The 17868-nt window shown below is 35.1% G+C and carries 14 protein-coding genes; 5 read left to right on the forward strand and 9 right to left on the reverse strand.

Going from position 1 to position 17868, the window contains the following annotated elements:
• Positions 1–416 precede the first annotated feature (416 nt).
• The 6 genes from ACKX2A_RS03525 to ACKX2A_RS03550 form a co-directional block, all read right to left on the reverse strand.
• On the reverse strand, positions 417–1076 hold the full coding sequence (locus ACKX2A_RS03525) for a DNA-3-methyladenine glycosylase family protein (RefSeq protein ID WP_415327655.1): 660 nt from the start codon (positions 1074–1076) through the stop codon (positions 417–419).
• A 194-nt stretch (positions 1077–1270) separates the two neighbouring features.
• The gene (locus tag ACKX2A_RS03530; protein WP_415327656.1) at positions 1271–1783 is read right to left on the reverse strand and encodes a methylated-DNA--[protein]-cysteine S-methyltransferase; all 513 of its coding nucleotides are present in this window, start codon (positions 1781–1783) and stop codon (positions 1271–1273) included.
• Positions 1755–3188 carry an MFS transporter gene (locus tag ACKX2A_RS03535; protein ID WP_415327657.1) on the reverse strand — a complete coding sequence of 478 codons (1434 nt, stop codon included), beginning with the start codon at positions 3186–3188 and terminating at the stop codon, positions 1755–1757. Before ACKX2A_RS03535 ends, ACKX2A_RS03530 begins: the two co-directional genes overlap by 29 nt.
• 1 nt (position 3189) lies before the next feature.
• On the reverse strand, positions 3190–3753 hold the full coding sequence (locus ACKX2A_RS03540; RefSeq protein ID WP_415327658.1) for a TetR/AcrR family transcriptional regulator: 564 nt from the start codon (positions 3751–3753) through the stop codon (positions 3190–3192).
• A gap of 270 nt (positions 3754–4023) precedes the next feature.
• Complete coding sequence (locus ACKX2A_RS03545) at positions 4024–4938, reverse strand: helix-turn-helix domain-containing protein (RefSeq protein WP_415327659.1); 915 nt, start codon at positions 4936–4938, stop codon at positions 4024–4026.
• A 273-nt stretch (positions 4939–5211) separates the two neighbouring features.
• Positions 5212–6087, reverse strand: coding sequence for an SDR family oxidoreductase (locus ACKX2A_RS03550; protein ID WP_415327660.1), 876 nt, complete (start codon positions 6085–6087; stop codon positions 5212–5214).
• A gap of 278 nt (positions 6088–6365) precedes the next feature.
• Between ACKX2A_RS03550 and ACKX2A_RS03555 the strand changes: the two genes are divergently transcribed.
• From ACKX2A_RS03555 to ACKX2A_RS03575, 5 genes are all read left to right on the forward strand, one after another.
• Positions 6366–7061 carry a hypothetical protein gene (locus ACKX2A_RS03555; RefSeq protein ID WP_415327661.1) on the forward strand — a complete coding sequence of 232 codons (696 nt, stop codon included), beginning with the start codon at positions 6366–6368 and terminating at the stop codon, positions 7059–7061.
• Positions 7062–7087: 26 nt separating this feature from the next.
• Entirely contained in the window at positions 7088–9874 is a 2787-nt protein-coding gene (locus ACKX2A_RS03560; protein ID WP_415327662.1) for a phosphoesterase, read from the forward strand.
• Positions 9875–9903: 29 nt separating this feature from the next.
• Positions 9904–10584, forward strand: coding sequence for a metal-dependent hydrolase (locus ACKX2A_RS03565; protein WP_415327663.1), 681 nt, complete (start codon positions 9904–9906; stop codon positions 10582–10584).
• A gap of 147 nt (positions 10585–10731) precedes the next feature.
• On the forward strand, positions 10732–12921 hold the full coding sequence (locus ACKX2A_RS03570; protein ID WP_415327664.1) for a hypothetical protein: 2190 nt from the start codon (positions 10732–10734) through the stop codon (positions 12919–12921).
• A gap of 21 nt (positions 12922–12942) precedes the next feature.
• Positions 12943–14196: a pectate lyase family protein gene (locus tag ACKX2A_RS03575; protein WP_415327665.1), complete on the forward strand. Its 1254-nt coding sequence runs from the start codon at positions 12943–12945 to the stop codon at positions 14194–14196.
• A gap of 76 nt (positions 14197–14272) precedes the next feature.
• On the opposite strand, the gene ACKX2A_RS03580 is transcribed toward ACKX2A_RS03575, so the two are convergent.
• The 3 genes from ACKX2A_RS03580 to ACKX2A_RS03590 all read right to left on the reverse strand — a co-directional run bounded on the left by ACKX2A_RS03580 (position 14273) and on the right by ACKX2A_RS03590 (position 17867).
• Positions 14273–14854, reverse strand: coding sequence for a TetR/AcrR family transcriptional regulator (locus ACKX2A_RS03580; protein WP_415327666.1), 582 nt, complete (start codon positions 14852–14854; stop codon positions 14273–14275).
• Positions 14855–14930: 76 nt separating this feature from the next.
• Positions 14931–15683, reverse strand: coding sequence for an SDR family oxidoreductase (locus tag ACKX2A_RS03585; RefSeq protein WP_415327667.1), 753 nt, complete (start codon positions 15681–15683; stop codon positions 14931–14933).
• Between the two features lie 252 nt (positions 15684–15935).
• Positions 15936–17867, reverse strand: a complete 1932-nt coding sequence (locus ACKX2A_RS03590; protein WP_415327668.1) for a sigma 54-interacting transcriptional regulator — start codon at positions 17865–17867, stop codon at positions 15936–15938.
• Position 17868: the final 1 nt, after the last annotated feature.

The following is a 17868-nucleotide window of genomic DNA, read 5'->3' on the forward strand; positions in this document are numbered from 1 at the left end:
AGAAAAAATTAGTTATGAATTATTTTTTAATAATTTCTGACGGAGCTAAAGACATCTCGCTGTGTCAGCAAAAACCTCCATATAATGGACTCTTGCGTATTTGAAGAGATTGTTTGAAATATCAATCGACTTCGAAATCCAAGATCAGATGCCAAAAACTTCTCTGAAAAACGCCAACAATTCTAATGAAGCCAAAAAATCTGCGCGAATTTTATTGTAACGAGTGTGACTTACATTATATGAGCCACTCGATTCATGACAATTAACAAAGACAAAAGATTCCTGCGAATTTTTATCATGTTTTGTAAGATTATCTGTTGAAAAATCTAGAATGGAAATATCTGTCGAATATACTGTTTCATTCGGCTGTGATACAAACTCAAAACAGGAAATAATGCAAACAGATGTGTCAATAATTATTTATTTTTTTTCATAGGACTGGACAAATAATAATGCCATAACAGCATTGAGGCAACCGATCTGAAAGGCTTCCACTTTTCGCTAACAATAAGAATTTCGTCTTTTGTTGTTTTTAAATGTAAATTTTTCAGACGTTTCAATGCATTTACTGCAGCAAGATCTCCGATTGGGAAAATATCCGTTCTTTGAAGGGTAAACATTAAATAAACATCAACCGTCCAGTTTCCGATTCCTTTTAAATTAACCAATGTTTTTCGAACCTCATCATTAGATAATTTCGGAAGATTTTCAAGATCAATTTCACCGTTTACAATCGCATTTGCCAAACCTTTAATGTAGATATTTTTCTGTCGGCTTACATAACATTCCCGCATTTCCTCATCATTGAGTTTGAGAATATTTTCAGGAGTAATTGTTGTAAGTTTTTCTTTTAATTTATTTAAAGTTGCCAAAGCAGAAGCCAAAGAAACCTGTTGTTCCAAAATAATATGAACCAGCGTTTCAAAAGTATTTTCGCGCGTCCACATTGGTGGATAACCATGATTTTCTATAATTAATTTTAAATCTGAATCATTATTTGCCAGATGATCGCATAGTTCCTGAAAGTTTTGAAGATTGAAGGTTTTGGCTTGCAGAATGTTTATATTTTTCTTCATTATTTAAATTTTGCTTTATTTTTTATTTAGCAACAAAAATTTAACATATTAAAATTTTTAAGATTAATTATCAATCTGTGTAGAAAAAAACTTAGTCTTTAAAAATCTTTAATTTAGCTTATATGATCTTTTTTAATATTTAATTCAAAACTAATGTGACTGCTGCTTAAACACTTGCTGTTTAAATTATATTTTCAAAATAAACTCGGCATTGTAAATCCCTGTTCCAGATCGAGCAAAATAGATTTATTCTTCAAACCACCTGCAAAACCGACTAATTTTCCCGAAGCTCCAATCACTCTGTGACATGGTACAATAATAGAAATCGGATTTTTATTTAAAGCTCCACCGACAGCTCGAACAGCTTTAATATATCCTAAAATTTTTGCCAACTCGCCATACGTTTTTGTAACACCATAAGGAATTTTCAACAACGCTTTCCAAACTCTCACCTGAAATTCTGTGCCTTTAAAATCAAGAGGAATATCGAAAACGGTTCTTTTATTTTCAAAATATTCATTTAATTGCTTTTCGGTTTCTAACAAAATTGGATGATTTTCATCTTTTACAGGTTCGGGAAGTTTGGTTCTATTATAATTCTCACCTTCCCAAATAATGGCTACCAGTCCTTGATCTGAAGCAATAACTCTTATCAATCCGACTGGTGACGGAATATCTTTATACATCAACTGTTTCTGCTCTTCCATGTTGTTCTGATGCTATTTTCGATGTTTCTTTTTTTATATTGGGAAGCAATTGAAGCATTAATCCTACCATGACAACGCAAATTAATAAACAAGTAATTCCGAAATGATAAGCTGTTTGCCAACCATCTTTAGAAAAGTAGAAAAATACACCTCCAATAATGCTGACTCCCAATGCAGAAGCTGTTTGCTGAAAAGTTGAATAAATTCCTGCCGCCGCTCCTGCATATTGTGAAGGTACGTTTTTCAGGGCAACATTTAATAATGAAGGAAGTACCAATCCGTTTCCAAATCCCCACATTCCCATCAATCCGATGATTAACCAATTGCTGATTCCCGGCTTCCAGAGCATCATTTGAAGAGAAAATGCTATCAATAAAATAACCACCCCAACCTGTAATACTCTTTTTCCGAATTTTACAATTAATCTCGAAGCCATTACGGAAGAAACGATGAATAAAATTCCCGGAACGATAAAGTATAATCCTGAATCTAATGCCGAAATACCCAATCCGTTTTGCAGATAAACCGCGCTCAACAATAGATAAGCTGTATGTAACATGAAGTGAAATAATACTGCAACCAAACCGATATTAAAGTCTTTTATTTTAAATAACCTTACATCAATTAAGGGATTTTCACCTTTAGAAAGTTTAATTTTCTGATTATAAATAAAGAAAATAAAAAGTAAAACCGACAAAATAAGCAAACCAAAACTCCACAATGGCCAACCCGCTTCACGCCCCTGTATTAAAGGATAAATAAGAGAAAATAAAGCCAGAGTCAAGATTAAAATCCCTGTATAATCGAATTTTGTGCTTTGATGTTTTTTGGTTTCAGTGACGTATTTATATGTTGCCCAAAGTGTTACAATTCCGATGGGTAAATTAATGAAAAAAACCAATCTCCACCCTTCGATAAACCAATGCATATCAGAAAGATAACCTCCTAAAACCTGTCCGATTACAGCAGCAGTTCCTAAAGTAATCCCGTATAAACCAAATGCTTTTGCACGTTCTTTTGTGTCAGTAAATAACACTTGAATAAATGCAATCGTCTGCGGAACCATAAATGAAGCACTTAAACCTTGAAAAAATCTCGTCACATTCAGTTGAAAAGCAGATTGTGACAATCCGCATAAACATGAAGCTACTGTAAACGCAAACATTCCCCAAAAGAAAACCTTTTTTCTTCCGAAATGATCGCCTGCTCTACCTCCAGTTATCAGAAAAGCGGCATAACCAAGCAAGTATCCTGCAATGACAAGCTGCATTTCACCATCAGTTGCGTGAACTCCTTTTTTGATCGTAGGAATAGCAACATTAATGATAAAAACATCAATTACAGAAAGTAATGGCGCAGATAATACGATGATGAGCTCGAGCCATTTATTTTTAATTTCATTCATTTTAAATCAACTTTTTAATAATATTTTTTGCTGATTGAATTTCATCGGCTTTTTTAAAAACAGAAGCCGTTACGATTGAACCTTCGAGCATTACATAAATCGTTTCCGCCAGTTCTTCATCCGACAGTACTTGCTTATGTCCAGAGTTTTCAACCAACATTTTGATGAATTCTTTGCTGTGAATTTTTGTTGCCTGAATTTCAGCGATAAAACGAGGATCGTCTGTTCCGGCTTCATCATTGGCTTTAATAAAAGGACATCCCCCAAATTGCCTGATTTCCTGTCGTTGCGTGTGATGATCGAAAAGCGCTAAAATTTTCTCTTTAGGATCTGAAACGTTATTGACAGCAGCTTCCAGTCTTGAAAACCAAAGCTGGTGTGTACGCTCTATATAGGCGACCAAAAGATCTGTTTTCGTCTCAAAGTGTTTGTATAAAGATGCTTTGGCGATATCCGCTTCATCAATAATTTGATTGATTCCCGTATTGCTGTAGCCTTGCGAATAGAATAATCTGTCAGCCGTATCCAATATTTTGTCGATCACGACTTGTCCTCGTTGTTTCATGAGACAAATCTACATCTAAATAGACAATATTGTCTATTTAATTTTTGTATAATTTCAATTTTCATGATCTATTAAGGATCAAGTTAATTTTTTTGAAGCTTAATCCTGATTTCGCTACTCGCTTTTATAAAGTATTGGTCAATAAACAGAAAAAACAAGGATTAATAATTTAAAATGGTTTTGATAAAATCTCATATCTCGAAATACTAAACTCAAAAAAAAACTGTCTCACCAATGAAACAGTTTTTTATTTTATGATTCTTCATTAAATTAATTAAACCCTAATCGAAATTCCAATGGACTTTGGCCAGTTTTTTCCTTGAATAACTTGCTGAAAGACTGAGAATGCTCAAAACCAAGTTCATAGGCGATTTCACTGACTGAAAGATTAGTGATCGATAATTTTTCTTTCGCAACCTCTATTAATTTGTTGTGAATGTGATGCTGTGTGCTTTGCCCGGTAAGAATTTTTAGCAATGAGCTTAAATATTTTGGAGAAATATTCAAGTTGCCTGCAATATCATGAACCGTTGGAAGACCTTTGGAAATAAGATCGTCACTTTGAAAGTAATTGCTTAATAACTTTTCTAAACTTTCAAGAATCTGGTGGTTTGATTTTTCTCTCGTGATAAACTGGCGATTATAAAATCTTTCACCATAAGCAAGCAACGCTTCGATCTGAGCAATAATAATCTGCTTGCTGAACTGATCGATATTGGCATGATATTCCTGCTGAATATTTGTAATAATATTATTCAGAATTTTTTCTTCTTTTTCGGATAAAAATAAGGCTTCGTTGATAGAATAGGAAAAATATTCATATTGTTTGATGGTTTTGGCTAATTGTGTATTCCACAAAAAATCCGGATGAACAAGCAACATCCAGCCTGAACGGTTATTTGTCGCATTCACTTCAATATCAATTTTAAAAACCTGATTGGGAGCTATAAAACCCATCACTCCATCATCAAAATCGTATTCTTTTTGTCCGTATTTCATTTTGAAATCGATTCCTCTTTTGAGTGCAATCTGATAAAAATCGAATATCCAACTGTCATTACTTTTCGCTCGGGGAACCTTTCCAAAATCAATCACGCTGATTAATGGATGCTCCGGTGGAGGCAAACCGCGGGATGCATGAAATTCGCTAATGGTTTTTAATCTGATGGGCTTCTTGTTTTCCATAATCTAATGTAATGATTTTTCAATATTATTGTGAATGATGAATCGTCAATCCGCTTTGCTTGTCAATTTTTGTGCTAAAATTTACAATTCACTTACGACGTAAATTGACTATTCACTTTTTCACATTCGTAAGTTATTAGCCCCGATTGAAGCATTTGTTTGAGCTCATTTTTTTGGTGTTTTGGCGCGGCAGCTTCGCTGCCGCGCCAAAACACCAAAAAAATAGCGAGTGCGGAAAGCGGGATTAAGCTCCAAATAAATTGAATAAGCACCCTAGAAATAATTTTCCTGCATATCTTCAAGAAGACCGATATGAATCGGTTTCCAGCCTAATTGTTTTTCGGTTTTTGTTCCTATTGCCGCTCCCTGAAATGAAATAAAACGTCCCATCCAATCAAAATGCTGTGCAATCGCATCTCCTGAAACTGACTGAACCGGAAGATTTAATTTTTCGCCAATAACTTCTGCAATTTTTTTCGTTTCTATGGAATTATCTCCTACAACATTGTAAATTGTGCCTTTGGAAGCTTTTTCCAATGCCAATCTGAATGCACGAGCCGCATCCAATCGATGAACTGCAGACCAGCGATTTTCTCCATTCTCAGGATATGCGGAAACTCCTGATTTTCGCGCCAAACCTATAATAAAAGGTATAAAACCTTTATCTTCTTTGTCATGAACGGAAGGCGGAAGGCGAATAATTGATGTATTAATTCCTTTTTCTGCCAAAGCCAATGCTGTAGCTTCGGAAGTACGCGGTGAATTTTCGGCTGAACTTTCTTCTCTGATAAAACCTTCGATTGGAGGAAGTCCCAGCATTCCTGAAGTCACAATCAAAGGTTTATCTGTACCGTGTAAAACCTCTCCCATAGCATTAATCGCAGTCGCATCAACCTGTCCTGCCTTTTGATATTGTGAGAAATCATGAATGAATGCCGTATGAATAATTCCGTCTGCCAAAGAAGCGCCTTTTTTGAGAATGTCGAGGTTTTCAAGATCGCCTAATAAAACTTCTCCACCTGCATCGCTGATTATTTTTGCTGATGCTTCTGAACGTGCCAATCCGATCACTTCATGTCCTGCACCAATTAATTCTTTTACTACCGCAGAGCCGATAAATCCTGATGCTCCAGTTACAAATACTTTCATTTTATTATCTTTTACTTTGTTGATACAAAATTCTGCAAAATTCAAAGGAAGATTGTAACCGAATGTCAGGTTGTTGTAGTCGAATTTCCTTATTTGATATTAATATTTTTTAAATTGAATTTAAATACATACTCCAATTTTTTGGCGAAAAGTTTTATTTTCAATTGAATATGTTATTTAAAACTCAACATAAAAATACCTGATTTATTTACTACTAACCTATTGATTTACTGAGTTAAATATATTAATTTTATAGATTAATACTAAAACTAATTATCATGAGAACAAGTCTATTCTTGCTCTTGCTGGTTGCCATTACGGCTCAGGCACAGGATAAAAAGAGTATTTCCCATACTATCTATGCAACGGGTAATCTTGGATATGGTAAGGATAATGGCGAGGTCATTAGCATGTTGGGAAAGTTATCACAGTCATCGAAAAATACAACGGTGCTTTTTCTAGGCAATAATGTTCAGCCTTCCGGGTTTGATAAAAACAATAATGAATCTCTTGAAAGACTCGATCATCAATTATCTTTTTTAAAAAATTTTAATGGAAATATTTTTTTTATTCCCGAATCTACAGAATGGAAAAAAGGAGTAAACGGAATTAAGCAGGAACAGGATTTCATCAGTAAAAATCTTGGAAACAACAAAGTTTTCCTGCCAAAAGACGGATGCCCCGTAAAAAAAATAACCATTGATAATACTATCGATCTTCTCATGATCGATTCTGAATGGGCACTTATGAATTGGGATCAATTTCCAAACATCAATGACGAATGCGATATTAAAAACAAAACTGCATTTTACAATGAAGTAGAAAGCGAGATCGTAAAAAGTCAGAATAAGACAGTTCTTATCGCTTTATGCCACCCTCCCGCATCTTATGGTAAATACAATAATTTCTTTTCGTTTGGTATTAATCCTCAGCAAATCAATAACAACATTATAAAGAATTTAGTGATAAACTGATAACTCTTGCTCAACGCTTTAAAAATGTGGTTTTTGTAGCTGGTCACGAACCCAACCTTCAGTATATCAACGACAGGGAAATTCCGATTATCGTGAGCGGCAGTGCAAATTCAGGAAGTAAGGTGAAAAATGGTTTTAATTCTAAATTCAGTTCTAATGATGAAGGTTTTGCTAAAATTACTTCCTTTACAGATGGCTCGGTTGAACTGGCTTTTTATACTTCAAAAAATCAATTCTCCACTCCTTTATTTGAGACCGAAATTGTAGCTGCAGATGCTCAACCACAAACCAAAGAATACAATGAGAAAGCCACTCCCGAATATGTTTACAAATCCATATACGAACCGGAAGAACTCAAGCATTCGAAATTATACACGTCTCTTTGGGGAGCCCATTATCGCAAAGACTACACCACTCCTATAAAGGTAAAAACTGCATTACTAGACACTTTATATGGAGGTTTGGAGGTTTTGCGAAAAGGAGGCGGTCATCAAACCAATTCTTTAAGATTAAAAGATAGTTCGGGCAAGGAATACACAATGCGAAATGTGAAAAAAAGTTCACTTCGATTTATTCAATATTTTCTTTTTAAAACACAGTATCTTGATCCGGATTTAGAGGATACTTATTTCCTTCAACTTTTGCAGGATTATTGGACAACCGCCAATCCTTACGCTTCTTTAACTGTTCCCGAAATTTCAGAAGCTATTGGAATTATACACGCAAAACCAGAATTATTCTACATTCCCAAGCAAAAAGCATTGAATGGTTATAATGATGATTATGGTGATAAAATTTATTATATTGAAGAACAAATTTCTGATGGTTTCGGGTCTCATGATAAAATTATCGGAACTCCGGATTTGGTAGAAAAATTGGAGCGAAAAGATAAAATATCCATCAACGAATCTCTTTACATTCGCAGTCGCTTGCTAGACAATATTTTGGGAGATTTCGATCGACATTCAGACCAATGGAGATGGGCAGAAGATAAATCCGAAGACGGAACTTTGATGTACAGCCCGATTCCTCGCGACAGAGATCAGGTTTATTCGGATTTTGATGGTCCGATTTTAAGTCTTATTAGAACTCTTGCTCCTCCGATGCGTTTTATGCAACGCTATGACGGAAATTATAAACATATCCGATGGTTTAATGATGCAGGTGACGATTTAGACAGAATGGTTCTGCGCCACGATTCGGAGGAAGATTGGGTGCGTGAAGCAAAATATATTAAAGAACATCTTTCTGATGATATTGTAGAAAAAGCATTCAGTAAAATTCCTGACGGAGTTGATGCTAAAAAGAAAGAGAACGTAAAAAAAGCATTAATCGAAAGAATCGCAGGAATAGAAGAACATTCGCGTAATTTATATCATTATTTAAGATCATTCGTTACCATCACTGGAACGGAAAAAGATGATTGGTTTGTCATTACAAGATTTCCGAACGGCATTACAAGCGTAAAAGGTTACAGAATAAAAAACGGAATAAAATCTACTCCGTTTTGGGATGCAGAATATGATCGCAAAATCACCAAAGAAATCTGGATTTACGGGTTAGACGATCAAGATGTTTTTGAAGTAACTGGCGACGGAAAAAATTTAATCCCGATTAAAATAATTGGAGGAAAAAATAATGATACTTATCGCATTGAAAATTGCCACAGAATTCATGTCTATGATCAAAAATCAAAACCAAATACCTTTGAAACAAAAGTCGTTAAAACACTGACTGACAATTACAATGTCAACAATTATGATTTCATGAAAGGACGAAGAGATATGCATGCTATATTGCCTTTTATCGGTTATAATCCGGATGATGGGGTTGCATTAGGAGCTACATTTAATTATACAAAAAACGATTTGGTAAGAAATCCTTTCACTGCTTTGCACAGTCTTTCTGCATTTTATTATACAGCAACGGGAGGCTTAAATATTCAATATTCAGGAGAATTTGCTCACGTTATTCAAAACTTAAATCTTGGTATAAATGCAGGTTATACCACCCCCAATTACACCAACAATTTTTTCGGTTTAGGAAATAATACGTTGAACGACAACGATGACATGGAATACAATCGTGTTCGTATGAGAAACCGTTGGATTTCACCTTTATTAATATACAAAAACTATTACGGAAGTAGGTTGCAAGCTGCCATCAAGTATGAAAACATAGAGCTGGAAGAAACTCCCGGAAGATTTGTAAACATTGCAGGTGTAAATCCTTATCTATTTAACGGACAGGATTTTTACAGCCTTAAAATTGGATATTCTTATTCTAATTTTGATGCTTCCTCTTCCCCCAAAAAAGGAATTGGTTTTGGTATTTTAACGGGTTACACCGCCAATTTTTCTAAAGATAAAGGTTTTGCATTTGTCACTCCCGAATTCCGTTTAACAACAAAAATTAATAGAAAAGGAACGATGGTTGCCGCTACAAAACTAAAAGCCAATTATATTTTTAATAATAATTTTGAATTTTATCAAGCCGCTACATTAGGAGGAAATGAAGGATTGAGAGGTTTCAGAACCGAGCGTTTCAGTGGGAAATCTTCTTATTATCAAACTACGGATTTAAGATTATCTTTAGGAAGGTTTAAAAATGGAATTTTACCTTTATCATTTGGTATTTATGGAGGTTTCGACTACGGAAGAGTCTGGATCGATCACGAAATATCCAACAAATGGCACACTTCGCAAGGTGGCGGATTATTTTTGAATATTGCGGGACTTACAACAGCAAACATCGCTTATTTCAATTCTACAGACGGAGGTCGGTTGGAGATAAAACTGGATCTTGCTTTTTAGAAAAAAAATTAACCAAAAAATTATTTAATATGAAAATAACTTATTATGGACATTCATGTTTTTCGGCAAATATTAATGGAAAAAACATCCTTTTTGATCCCTACATTACGCAAAACAGTTTGGCAAGTCATATTGATGTAGACAACATCAAGACCGATTATATCTTTATTTCTCATGCACATTACGATCATATTTTTGATGCCATCAGAATTGCAAAAAATACCGGAGCAAAAGTAATCGGGAACTTTGAAATTTATCTCTGGCTCACAAAAAATGGCGTTGAAAATGCTTTCCCAATGAATCCCGGAGGAAAATTTGCTTTTGATTTTGGAACGGTAAAATGTGTCTTTGCCCAGCATTCCAGCAGTTTTGATGATGGCACGTATGGCGGTATCGCAAGTGGATTTGTCATCAGTAGTTCAGAAGGAAACTTCTATTACAGCGGCGATGCAGCTCTTTCTCTTGATATGAAATTGGTCGTGGATTTTGTCCAGCCAGATTTTGCCGTATTCCCAATTGGAGATCTTTTGACAATGGGTGTTGAAGAAGCGATTGCTGCGGCAAAGCTTATTGGAGTAAGCCATGTGATGGGCGTTCATTACGACACATTCGGATTTATTGTTTTAGACAAAGAAAAAGCTTTAAATGACTTTAAAAACAACGGTTTACAACTTCATTTACCTGAAATAGGATCAACCATCGAATTATAAAAAACAGATGAAACTATAATGAAAGCTCCTGAATTTAGGAGCTTTATTTTTTTCGCTAATTTTAATTATTTAAAGCAAAATATAAAAGCCTAAAGTGCAGGATACTCCATTAATCGGTTCATGGTAATTTAGCTGTAAATCAAATATGTGAATCAGCCTGAATACTTTGTACCAACTTTTGCTGACAAAATTTCACCAATTGTTTCCTTAGCAAAGAGAGTTTCGTTTCTCTTTACTGTTTTATTTTTTATTTTTTATTTAAAAATTAACGCGCAGTCTATAGACAGATTTAGCTTGGTCAACAGACATAATGTGATCTTAAAAGAGATTGATCCTTTGGCCCCACTATCTGTCGGCAACGGTGATTTTGCCTATACAGCCGATGTTACGGGACTGCAGTCACTGGAACAATATTATTATAAAAACGGAATTCCGCTCGAAACACTTGCTACCTGGGCTTGGCATTCTTTTCCGAATACAAAAAATCTTAAGCTAGAAGATGCTATGAAACCAATTGATTTTCATGGGCGTAAGATTATGTATGCAAGTGAAGAAAAAAGCGAAGCAGGTGTATATTTTAGAAAAAATCCTCATCCTGTTCCTCTTGGGCAAATTAGTCTGGTAAAAGAAAATGGTAAGCCTATTGAATTATCAGATTTAAGTCAGATTAATCAAAAACTTGATCTTTGGCAGGGACTTCTTACAAGTTCTTACCAATTGATTGGAAAGCAGACTTCGGTAGAAACTGTCAGCAGCCCTGAAAAAAGTATTGTCGCTTTTAATATTAAATCATCTTTATTAAAGGATGGTAGATTGAAACCTGCCTTTCGCTTTCCTTATTCTTATGATTTATCCAATAAAAATAAACCTCCTTTTGACTGGTCTCAACCTAATTCGCATCAAACAATTATCATTAAATCAAAAAACAACAACGTTTTATTAAAAAGAATAATCGACACCACAACTTACTATGTATCAATATCATGGATAGGAAAGGCAAAATTTGAAACGAACGGAGCCCATCATTTCTCCCTAAATGCGAAAGGTTCAGACAGCTTGCAGATTGTTTGTCAATTTTCATCCACACCTATTGAGCAAACTTCATTATCATTTACAGAAGTTCGTAAATCAAGTGCTCTTGCATGGAAAGATTATTGGACGAAAGGCGGTGCCGTAGATTTTTCGGGCAGTAAAGATCCACGTGCCGATGAACTGGAAAGAAGAGTTATCCTTTCGCAATATTTAATGAAAGTCAATTACGCAGGCTCTTTTCCTCCGCAGGAAACAGGTTTAACACACATCAGTTGGTACGGAAAACATAATTCAGAGGTTTATTGGTGGCATGCAGCTCAGTTTTATCAATGGAATCACACAGATTTACTGGAAAAAAGCTTTAATTGGTATAAACAAGTACTTCCTCTTGCCTTGAAAGAAGCTCAGCGAGAAGGCTTTAAAGGTGCAAGATGGTCAAAAATGGCTGGTTTGGACGGCAGAACAACTCCCGGCGGAATCAATCCTTTTATCATCTGGAATCAGCCTAATCCGATTTATTTGGCTGAATTAATTTATCGTGCACATCCAAATGAAGAAACCTTAAAAAAGTATAGTGACATCGTATTCGAATCCGCTGAATTTCTGGCTTCTTACGCCTTTTATGATCAAAAAACAGATCGTTATATTCTAGGTCCACCATTGAAAAGCGTGAATGAGAGTACAGATGAAAACACAACACAAAATCCAACCTTTGAACTGACACAATGGTATTACGGACTGAAAGTCGCACAAGAATGGCGTGTTTGTATGGGTCTGACAAGAAATCTACAATGGGACGAAGTATTGAAAAAATTATCCTATCCAACCATAAAAGACGGAAAATATCTTGAAATGGAAACAGATCCGGAAATGTATAATCGAAAAGGTGGATTTTCATCTGCAATGTTGATGAGTCTGGGACATTTACCGCAGACACCATTAATTGATCCTCAAATCATGCACAATACTTTTAATGCTATCTATGAACGTAATGGTTTAAGAAGTTTTGTAAGCTGGAGTCTGGGAAAAGGAGCTATGACAGCGGCTCGATTGGGCGAACAGGAAAAGGCAGTTGATATTTTATGCAATACTCAATTTGGAGCCGTATTTTTAAAGAACGGACATGTACAACGCTCCAAAGAACCCCTAACCTGCCCTGCTTATTTACCCGCCAACAGCGCTTTTCTTGCAGCAGTTGCTTTAATGGCAGGCGGTTGGGATAATGCACCCAAAAACAATGCACCGGGATTTCCTCAAAATGGAAACTGGAATGTAAAAGTGGAAAACTTAAATAAATTACCTTAAAATAATCAAGCCCGTTACTTTATGTTACGAAAATTATATTTATCCCTATTTTTATTAAGCTCAAGCTTTAAATTAGCTTATTCTCAGCAAATCGCTTTTCCCGATGCTGAAGGTTTTGGACGTTTTGCATCCGGCGGACGTGGCGGAACAGTTTATCATGTAACCAACCTCAACGATACAGGTAAAGGTTCATTTAGAGATGCGGTGAGTGAAAGCGGTAGAACTATTGTTTTTGATGTGGCAGGAGTGATTAAAATTAAAGAAAAAATTACAGCAGCATCAGGAATTACGATTGCAGGACAAACCGCACCGGGAACGGGAATTACTGTTTATGGAAACAGTGTTTCTTTTGGAGGCAATTCCATTATCAGATATATCAGGTTCAGAGGAAGTATTAATATGCCCAAAGGCGGCTGTACAGTCATTGCGGATAATTTAAAGGATATTATTTTCGACCACGTTTCCATTGAATGGGGAAGATGGGATAATTTACATGTGAAAAACAGCACTAATGTTACGTTTCAATATTGTCTTATCGGTGAAGGTATAGATCCGCAGCGTTTTGGAGCTTTGCTGGAAAATCCTGTAGATATGACGGTTCATCATTGTCTGTGGACAGGAAACCAAAGCCGAAATCCCAAAGCAAAAGCAAAAATAGAATATGTAAATAATGTAGTTTACAATTGGGGTAAAAGTGCTTTTGTGGGAGGTCATTCTGCGACCGAACATTATCAGGATATTGTGGGCAATTATTTCATTGCGGGACCAAGTTCTACCGATGATTTTTTAAGTATGTTTACTCCTACAGATCATGTTTATCACAAAGATAATTATGCAGATCTCAACAAAGACGGAAAAGTAAACGGTCGATTGGTTACCGATGCTGATTTTACGAAACAAACGGCAACATTGGTACAGGAACCTTCAGCTTTATCAAGAAGTAATCTTACCATCGATCCTGCCGCAGATGCATTGAAAAAAGTAATGGCAGAAGCAGGTTCATCAATAAAACGAGATGACGTTGACAAAAGAATTATCGGTTATTTTAAAAGTTTAGGCAAGAATAGTCAGATCTTTAGAACTGAAGCAGATGCAGGAGGACAACCTAAAGTAAAGCAGGAAATATCAAAGCTAAAAGATACAGACAAGGATGGAATTCCGGATACTTGGGAAATCAAAAATAATTTAAAAATAAATGATTCTGCAGACGCATCCATCGTTACAAATACAGGATATACAAATCTGGAAAATTATATAAACAGCGTTGTTAAATAATTTTTAAATGTAAATACATTTTCAAAAAAAAATACCTCATCATAAACATCAAAAAATTTATAATGAGGTATTCGTTTTATAACACCGACAAAATTGCTTTCACAATATCGTCATAAATTTGCTTATCAGATTCGCCCGTTCGAGCCAAAACGCGAATCCCGGAATAATTATTAAAAATAAATCTCGCTAAAGTTTTCGCATCCATGTTCTTAGAAATCTGTCCCAAATCCTGACCTCTTTGCAAGGCTTTTGTAAAAATATCTTCCATTATTCTGGTATTATTTTGTACAATTTTGGCAATTTCGGGGTCGTGCATCGCCAGTTCGATTGAAGTATTGACCATAAAACATCCTTTTGTAATGCGGTTTTCCAGACTTTCGGTAACTGCTTGTTTAAAAATATTATGCAGTGTTTCTTTAATATTTTCAGAAGCCTCAAACAGTGCTATAATTTGATCCTGAGATTGTTTCTGATATTTTTTTAAAGATGAAACGAACAATTTCTGCTTATCTCCAAAAGTATCATACAAGCTGGAACGGCTCAAACCAAGATGAGTTACCAGATCCTGCGCCGAAGTTCCGTTATACCCTTTATGCCAAAAAATCTCAATCGCTTTGTCTAAAACCTGATCTTCATTGAATTCTTTATTTCTCGCCATGATTTTTCTACTTTAAATTGTTTTACAAAGATACGAAAATTCAGGAACAATCATTCCGAAATATAAGAAAAAAATTTTAGACTACCGGATTCACTGTTAAACCACCGTCTACAATTATTTCTGTTCCTGTGATGAATGAAGAATCATCTGAAGCTAAGAAACTTACAGTCTTTGCAATTTCGCTGGATTGTGCAAATCTTTTCAATAAAATTTTTTCCCCTAAAACAGTTCCAAACCCCTCTACTTCTTCGTTTGATAATCCTAATTTTCCATACAGCGGAGTTTCAACAGGACCGGGAGAAACTGCATTTACTCTGATTTTTCTTAAAGCCAACTCTACCGCAAAAACTTTATTTAAAGATAACACCGCTGCTTTACTTGCTGCATAAACACTTGAATTTGGCATTCCTAAATGAGCATTCACCGAAGTATTTAAAATAATTGAAGCCCCATCATTAAGAATTGGTAATAATTTTTGAATAGTGAAATAAACTCCTTTTACATTCACATTCATGATGCTGTCAAAATGTTCTTCTGAAGCCGAATCTACCGGAGCGAAAGCTGCAATACCTGCATTTAAAAACAGAATATCCACTTTTCCAAATTGAGAAGAAACCTGCTCTACCAAACTATCAATCGATTTCAAATCTGTTTGGTCTGCCAAAATTCCTTTTACGTTCAAATCTGCTTCTGCTTGTGCAAGAGATTCTTTGTCTCTTCCTGTGATAATTACTTTTGCACCTTTTGAAGATAATTCTGCTGCTGTAGCCAATCCGATACCGCTGTTTCCACCTGTTACGATCGCTACTTTGTTTTCTAAATTTTTCATTTTTAAAAATGTTTAAAATTGTTGTTATTAAAATTTGATGGGACAAAATTACAATAACGGAACGATCGTTCCAAATTAATAAATGTTAAAATTTCGTTAAAGTTTAAATTATTAATAACTTATCAATTCTGCTTGTCTTACTGAAAGGATTTGAACCTAGTAATAGAGAATAAAAGGGAAAATTCGCGCCTAGATTCTTTCAGAATGACAAACTTTATAGACATTTTAAATATTAAAAGAGTCTCAATAATTCTAATAATGATTTCTTTTAATGCCCAATTTCAGCATCTTAGAAGCTAATGTTGTCGGCGGAACTCCAAGAATTTTGGCAGCGCCTTGTTCGCCTCGTATTCTGCCATCGCATTTATTCAAAACGTTGAGAATGTGGATTCTTTCATTTTCCTCAATGGTTTTATCTTGCCAGATTTCGGTGTCATTGTCGCTGTTTTTTAAAGTAATTGTTGCAGGTAACGGGGTAATGATTAAATCATCTCCTTTCGTTAAAATCACACTTCGTTCTATTAAATTTTCTAATTCTCTGATGTTTCCGGGCCAATTGTAAGTTAACAGACTTTTTAAAGAATCGGGTGACAAACGCAATTCGTTTTTACCCAATTTTTCACAGAATTTTTTAATAAAATATTGAGCTAAAATTCCAATATCTTCTTTGCGTTCTCTCAAAGCCGGTAATTGCAATGGAAAAACGCACAATCTGTAATATAGGTCCAGTCGGAATCTGCCTTCTGCAACTTCTTTTTCCAAATTACGGTTGGTTGCAGCGATAATTCTGATATCCACTTTTATCGATTTATTGCTTCCCACTCTTTCAATTTCTTTTTCCTGCAAAACTCGCAATAATTTCACCTGAATTTCTAATGGAATTTCTCCAATTTCATCTAAAAATAAAGTTCCGTTATTTGCCTTTTCAAATTTTCCGATATGCTGACTTAGAGCACCAGTGAAAGAACCTTTTTCATGCCCGAAAAGCTCGGACTCGATTAAACTTGCAGGCAAAGACGCACAATTTATTTTAATAAAAGATTGATGCTGTCTTGATGATAAAGAATGAATCGCATTGGCAATTTTCTCCTTTCCGGTTCCGCTTTCTCCGGTGATTAAAACCGTTGTATCTGTCGGTGCAACCTGACTTATGAAATCAAAAACGCTTAATAAAACGGGACTTTTTCCGATAATTCCTTCGAAACCGTTGTCTGATGTTTTTAATGTTTCTGTTATTCTCGAATTTTCATTTTGCTGGGCAATGATATTTTCAACATTATAAATAAAATTATCTTGCAACCTTTTACAAATCTCAACGTGCGCGTCATCGAAAATCAATGGATTTTTACTGTAAAATGAAAAAATAAACTTACCCTTTTTGCTTATGGATAAAGGAATCGGCAACGTAAGATTCGATTTCATGCCTAAAAAATTGGCAGTAATTTTATGAAGTGCCGGCCGCATTTTCTCTTGCTGAAAATCTTTCCCGTCGTATATGCGGATATTTTCTTCCGTGATTGTATTTTTTAAAATATCAATCAATTCATGAAGCTTTAAATCTGTTAATTCCTGAAAACCTTTTAGTGTAATTTTCTGATATTCATTGAAGCCGGTTCGTAAAAATCCGAAAAGAATATTGTTACTTTGGTCATCCGTCATGTACAGAGAAACCATCAAATCAAATGGAATTAATGGCTGCAATGAAGTACAAATCTTTTGCAAATATTCGTCCCAAGTTTCAAAATTTGACACTAAATTTTTAAGCTGTCTCTGAAATAACTGTTCTTTTCTGACGGAAGATTCGATATTATATTTCTGATGATAACCAGCAATTTGCATCATAATCAGAAGATCTTTTTCACGAAAAGGTTTCACCAAAAAACCGTAAGGATGAGACGCTTTTGCCTCGCTCAGAATGTCTTCACCTGAGTTTGCAGACAGATAAATAAAACCGATGTTTTCTTCTTTTAAAAATTTAGCCAAATCAATCCCCGTTTCTTTTCCCATCAAAAAAATATCAAGCAAAACTAAACCAGGTTTTTCTTTACGGATATTTTCCTTTGCATCGGGCACACTTCGGGCAATTCCCAAGACAGAATATCCGGCATTTTTCAGCATCAATCTCAAATGATTGGCTTCAATAAAATTATCTTCAACGATAAGGATTTTTGTACTTGTGTCCATC

This window comes from Chryseobacterium sp. MMS23-Vi53 (assembly GCF_047651245.1).
GTDB lineage: Bacteria > Bacteroidota > Bacteroidia > Flavobacteriales > Weeksellaceae > Chryseobacterium.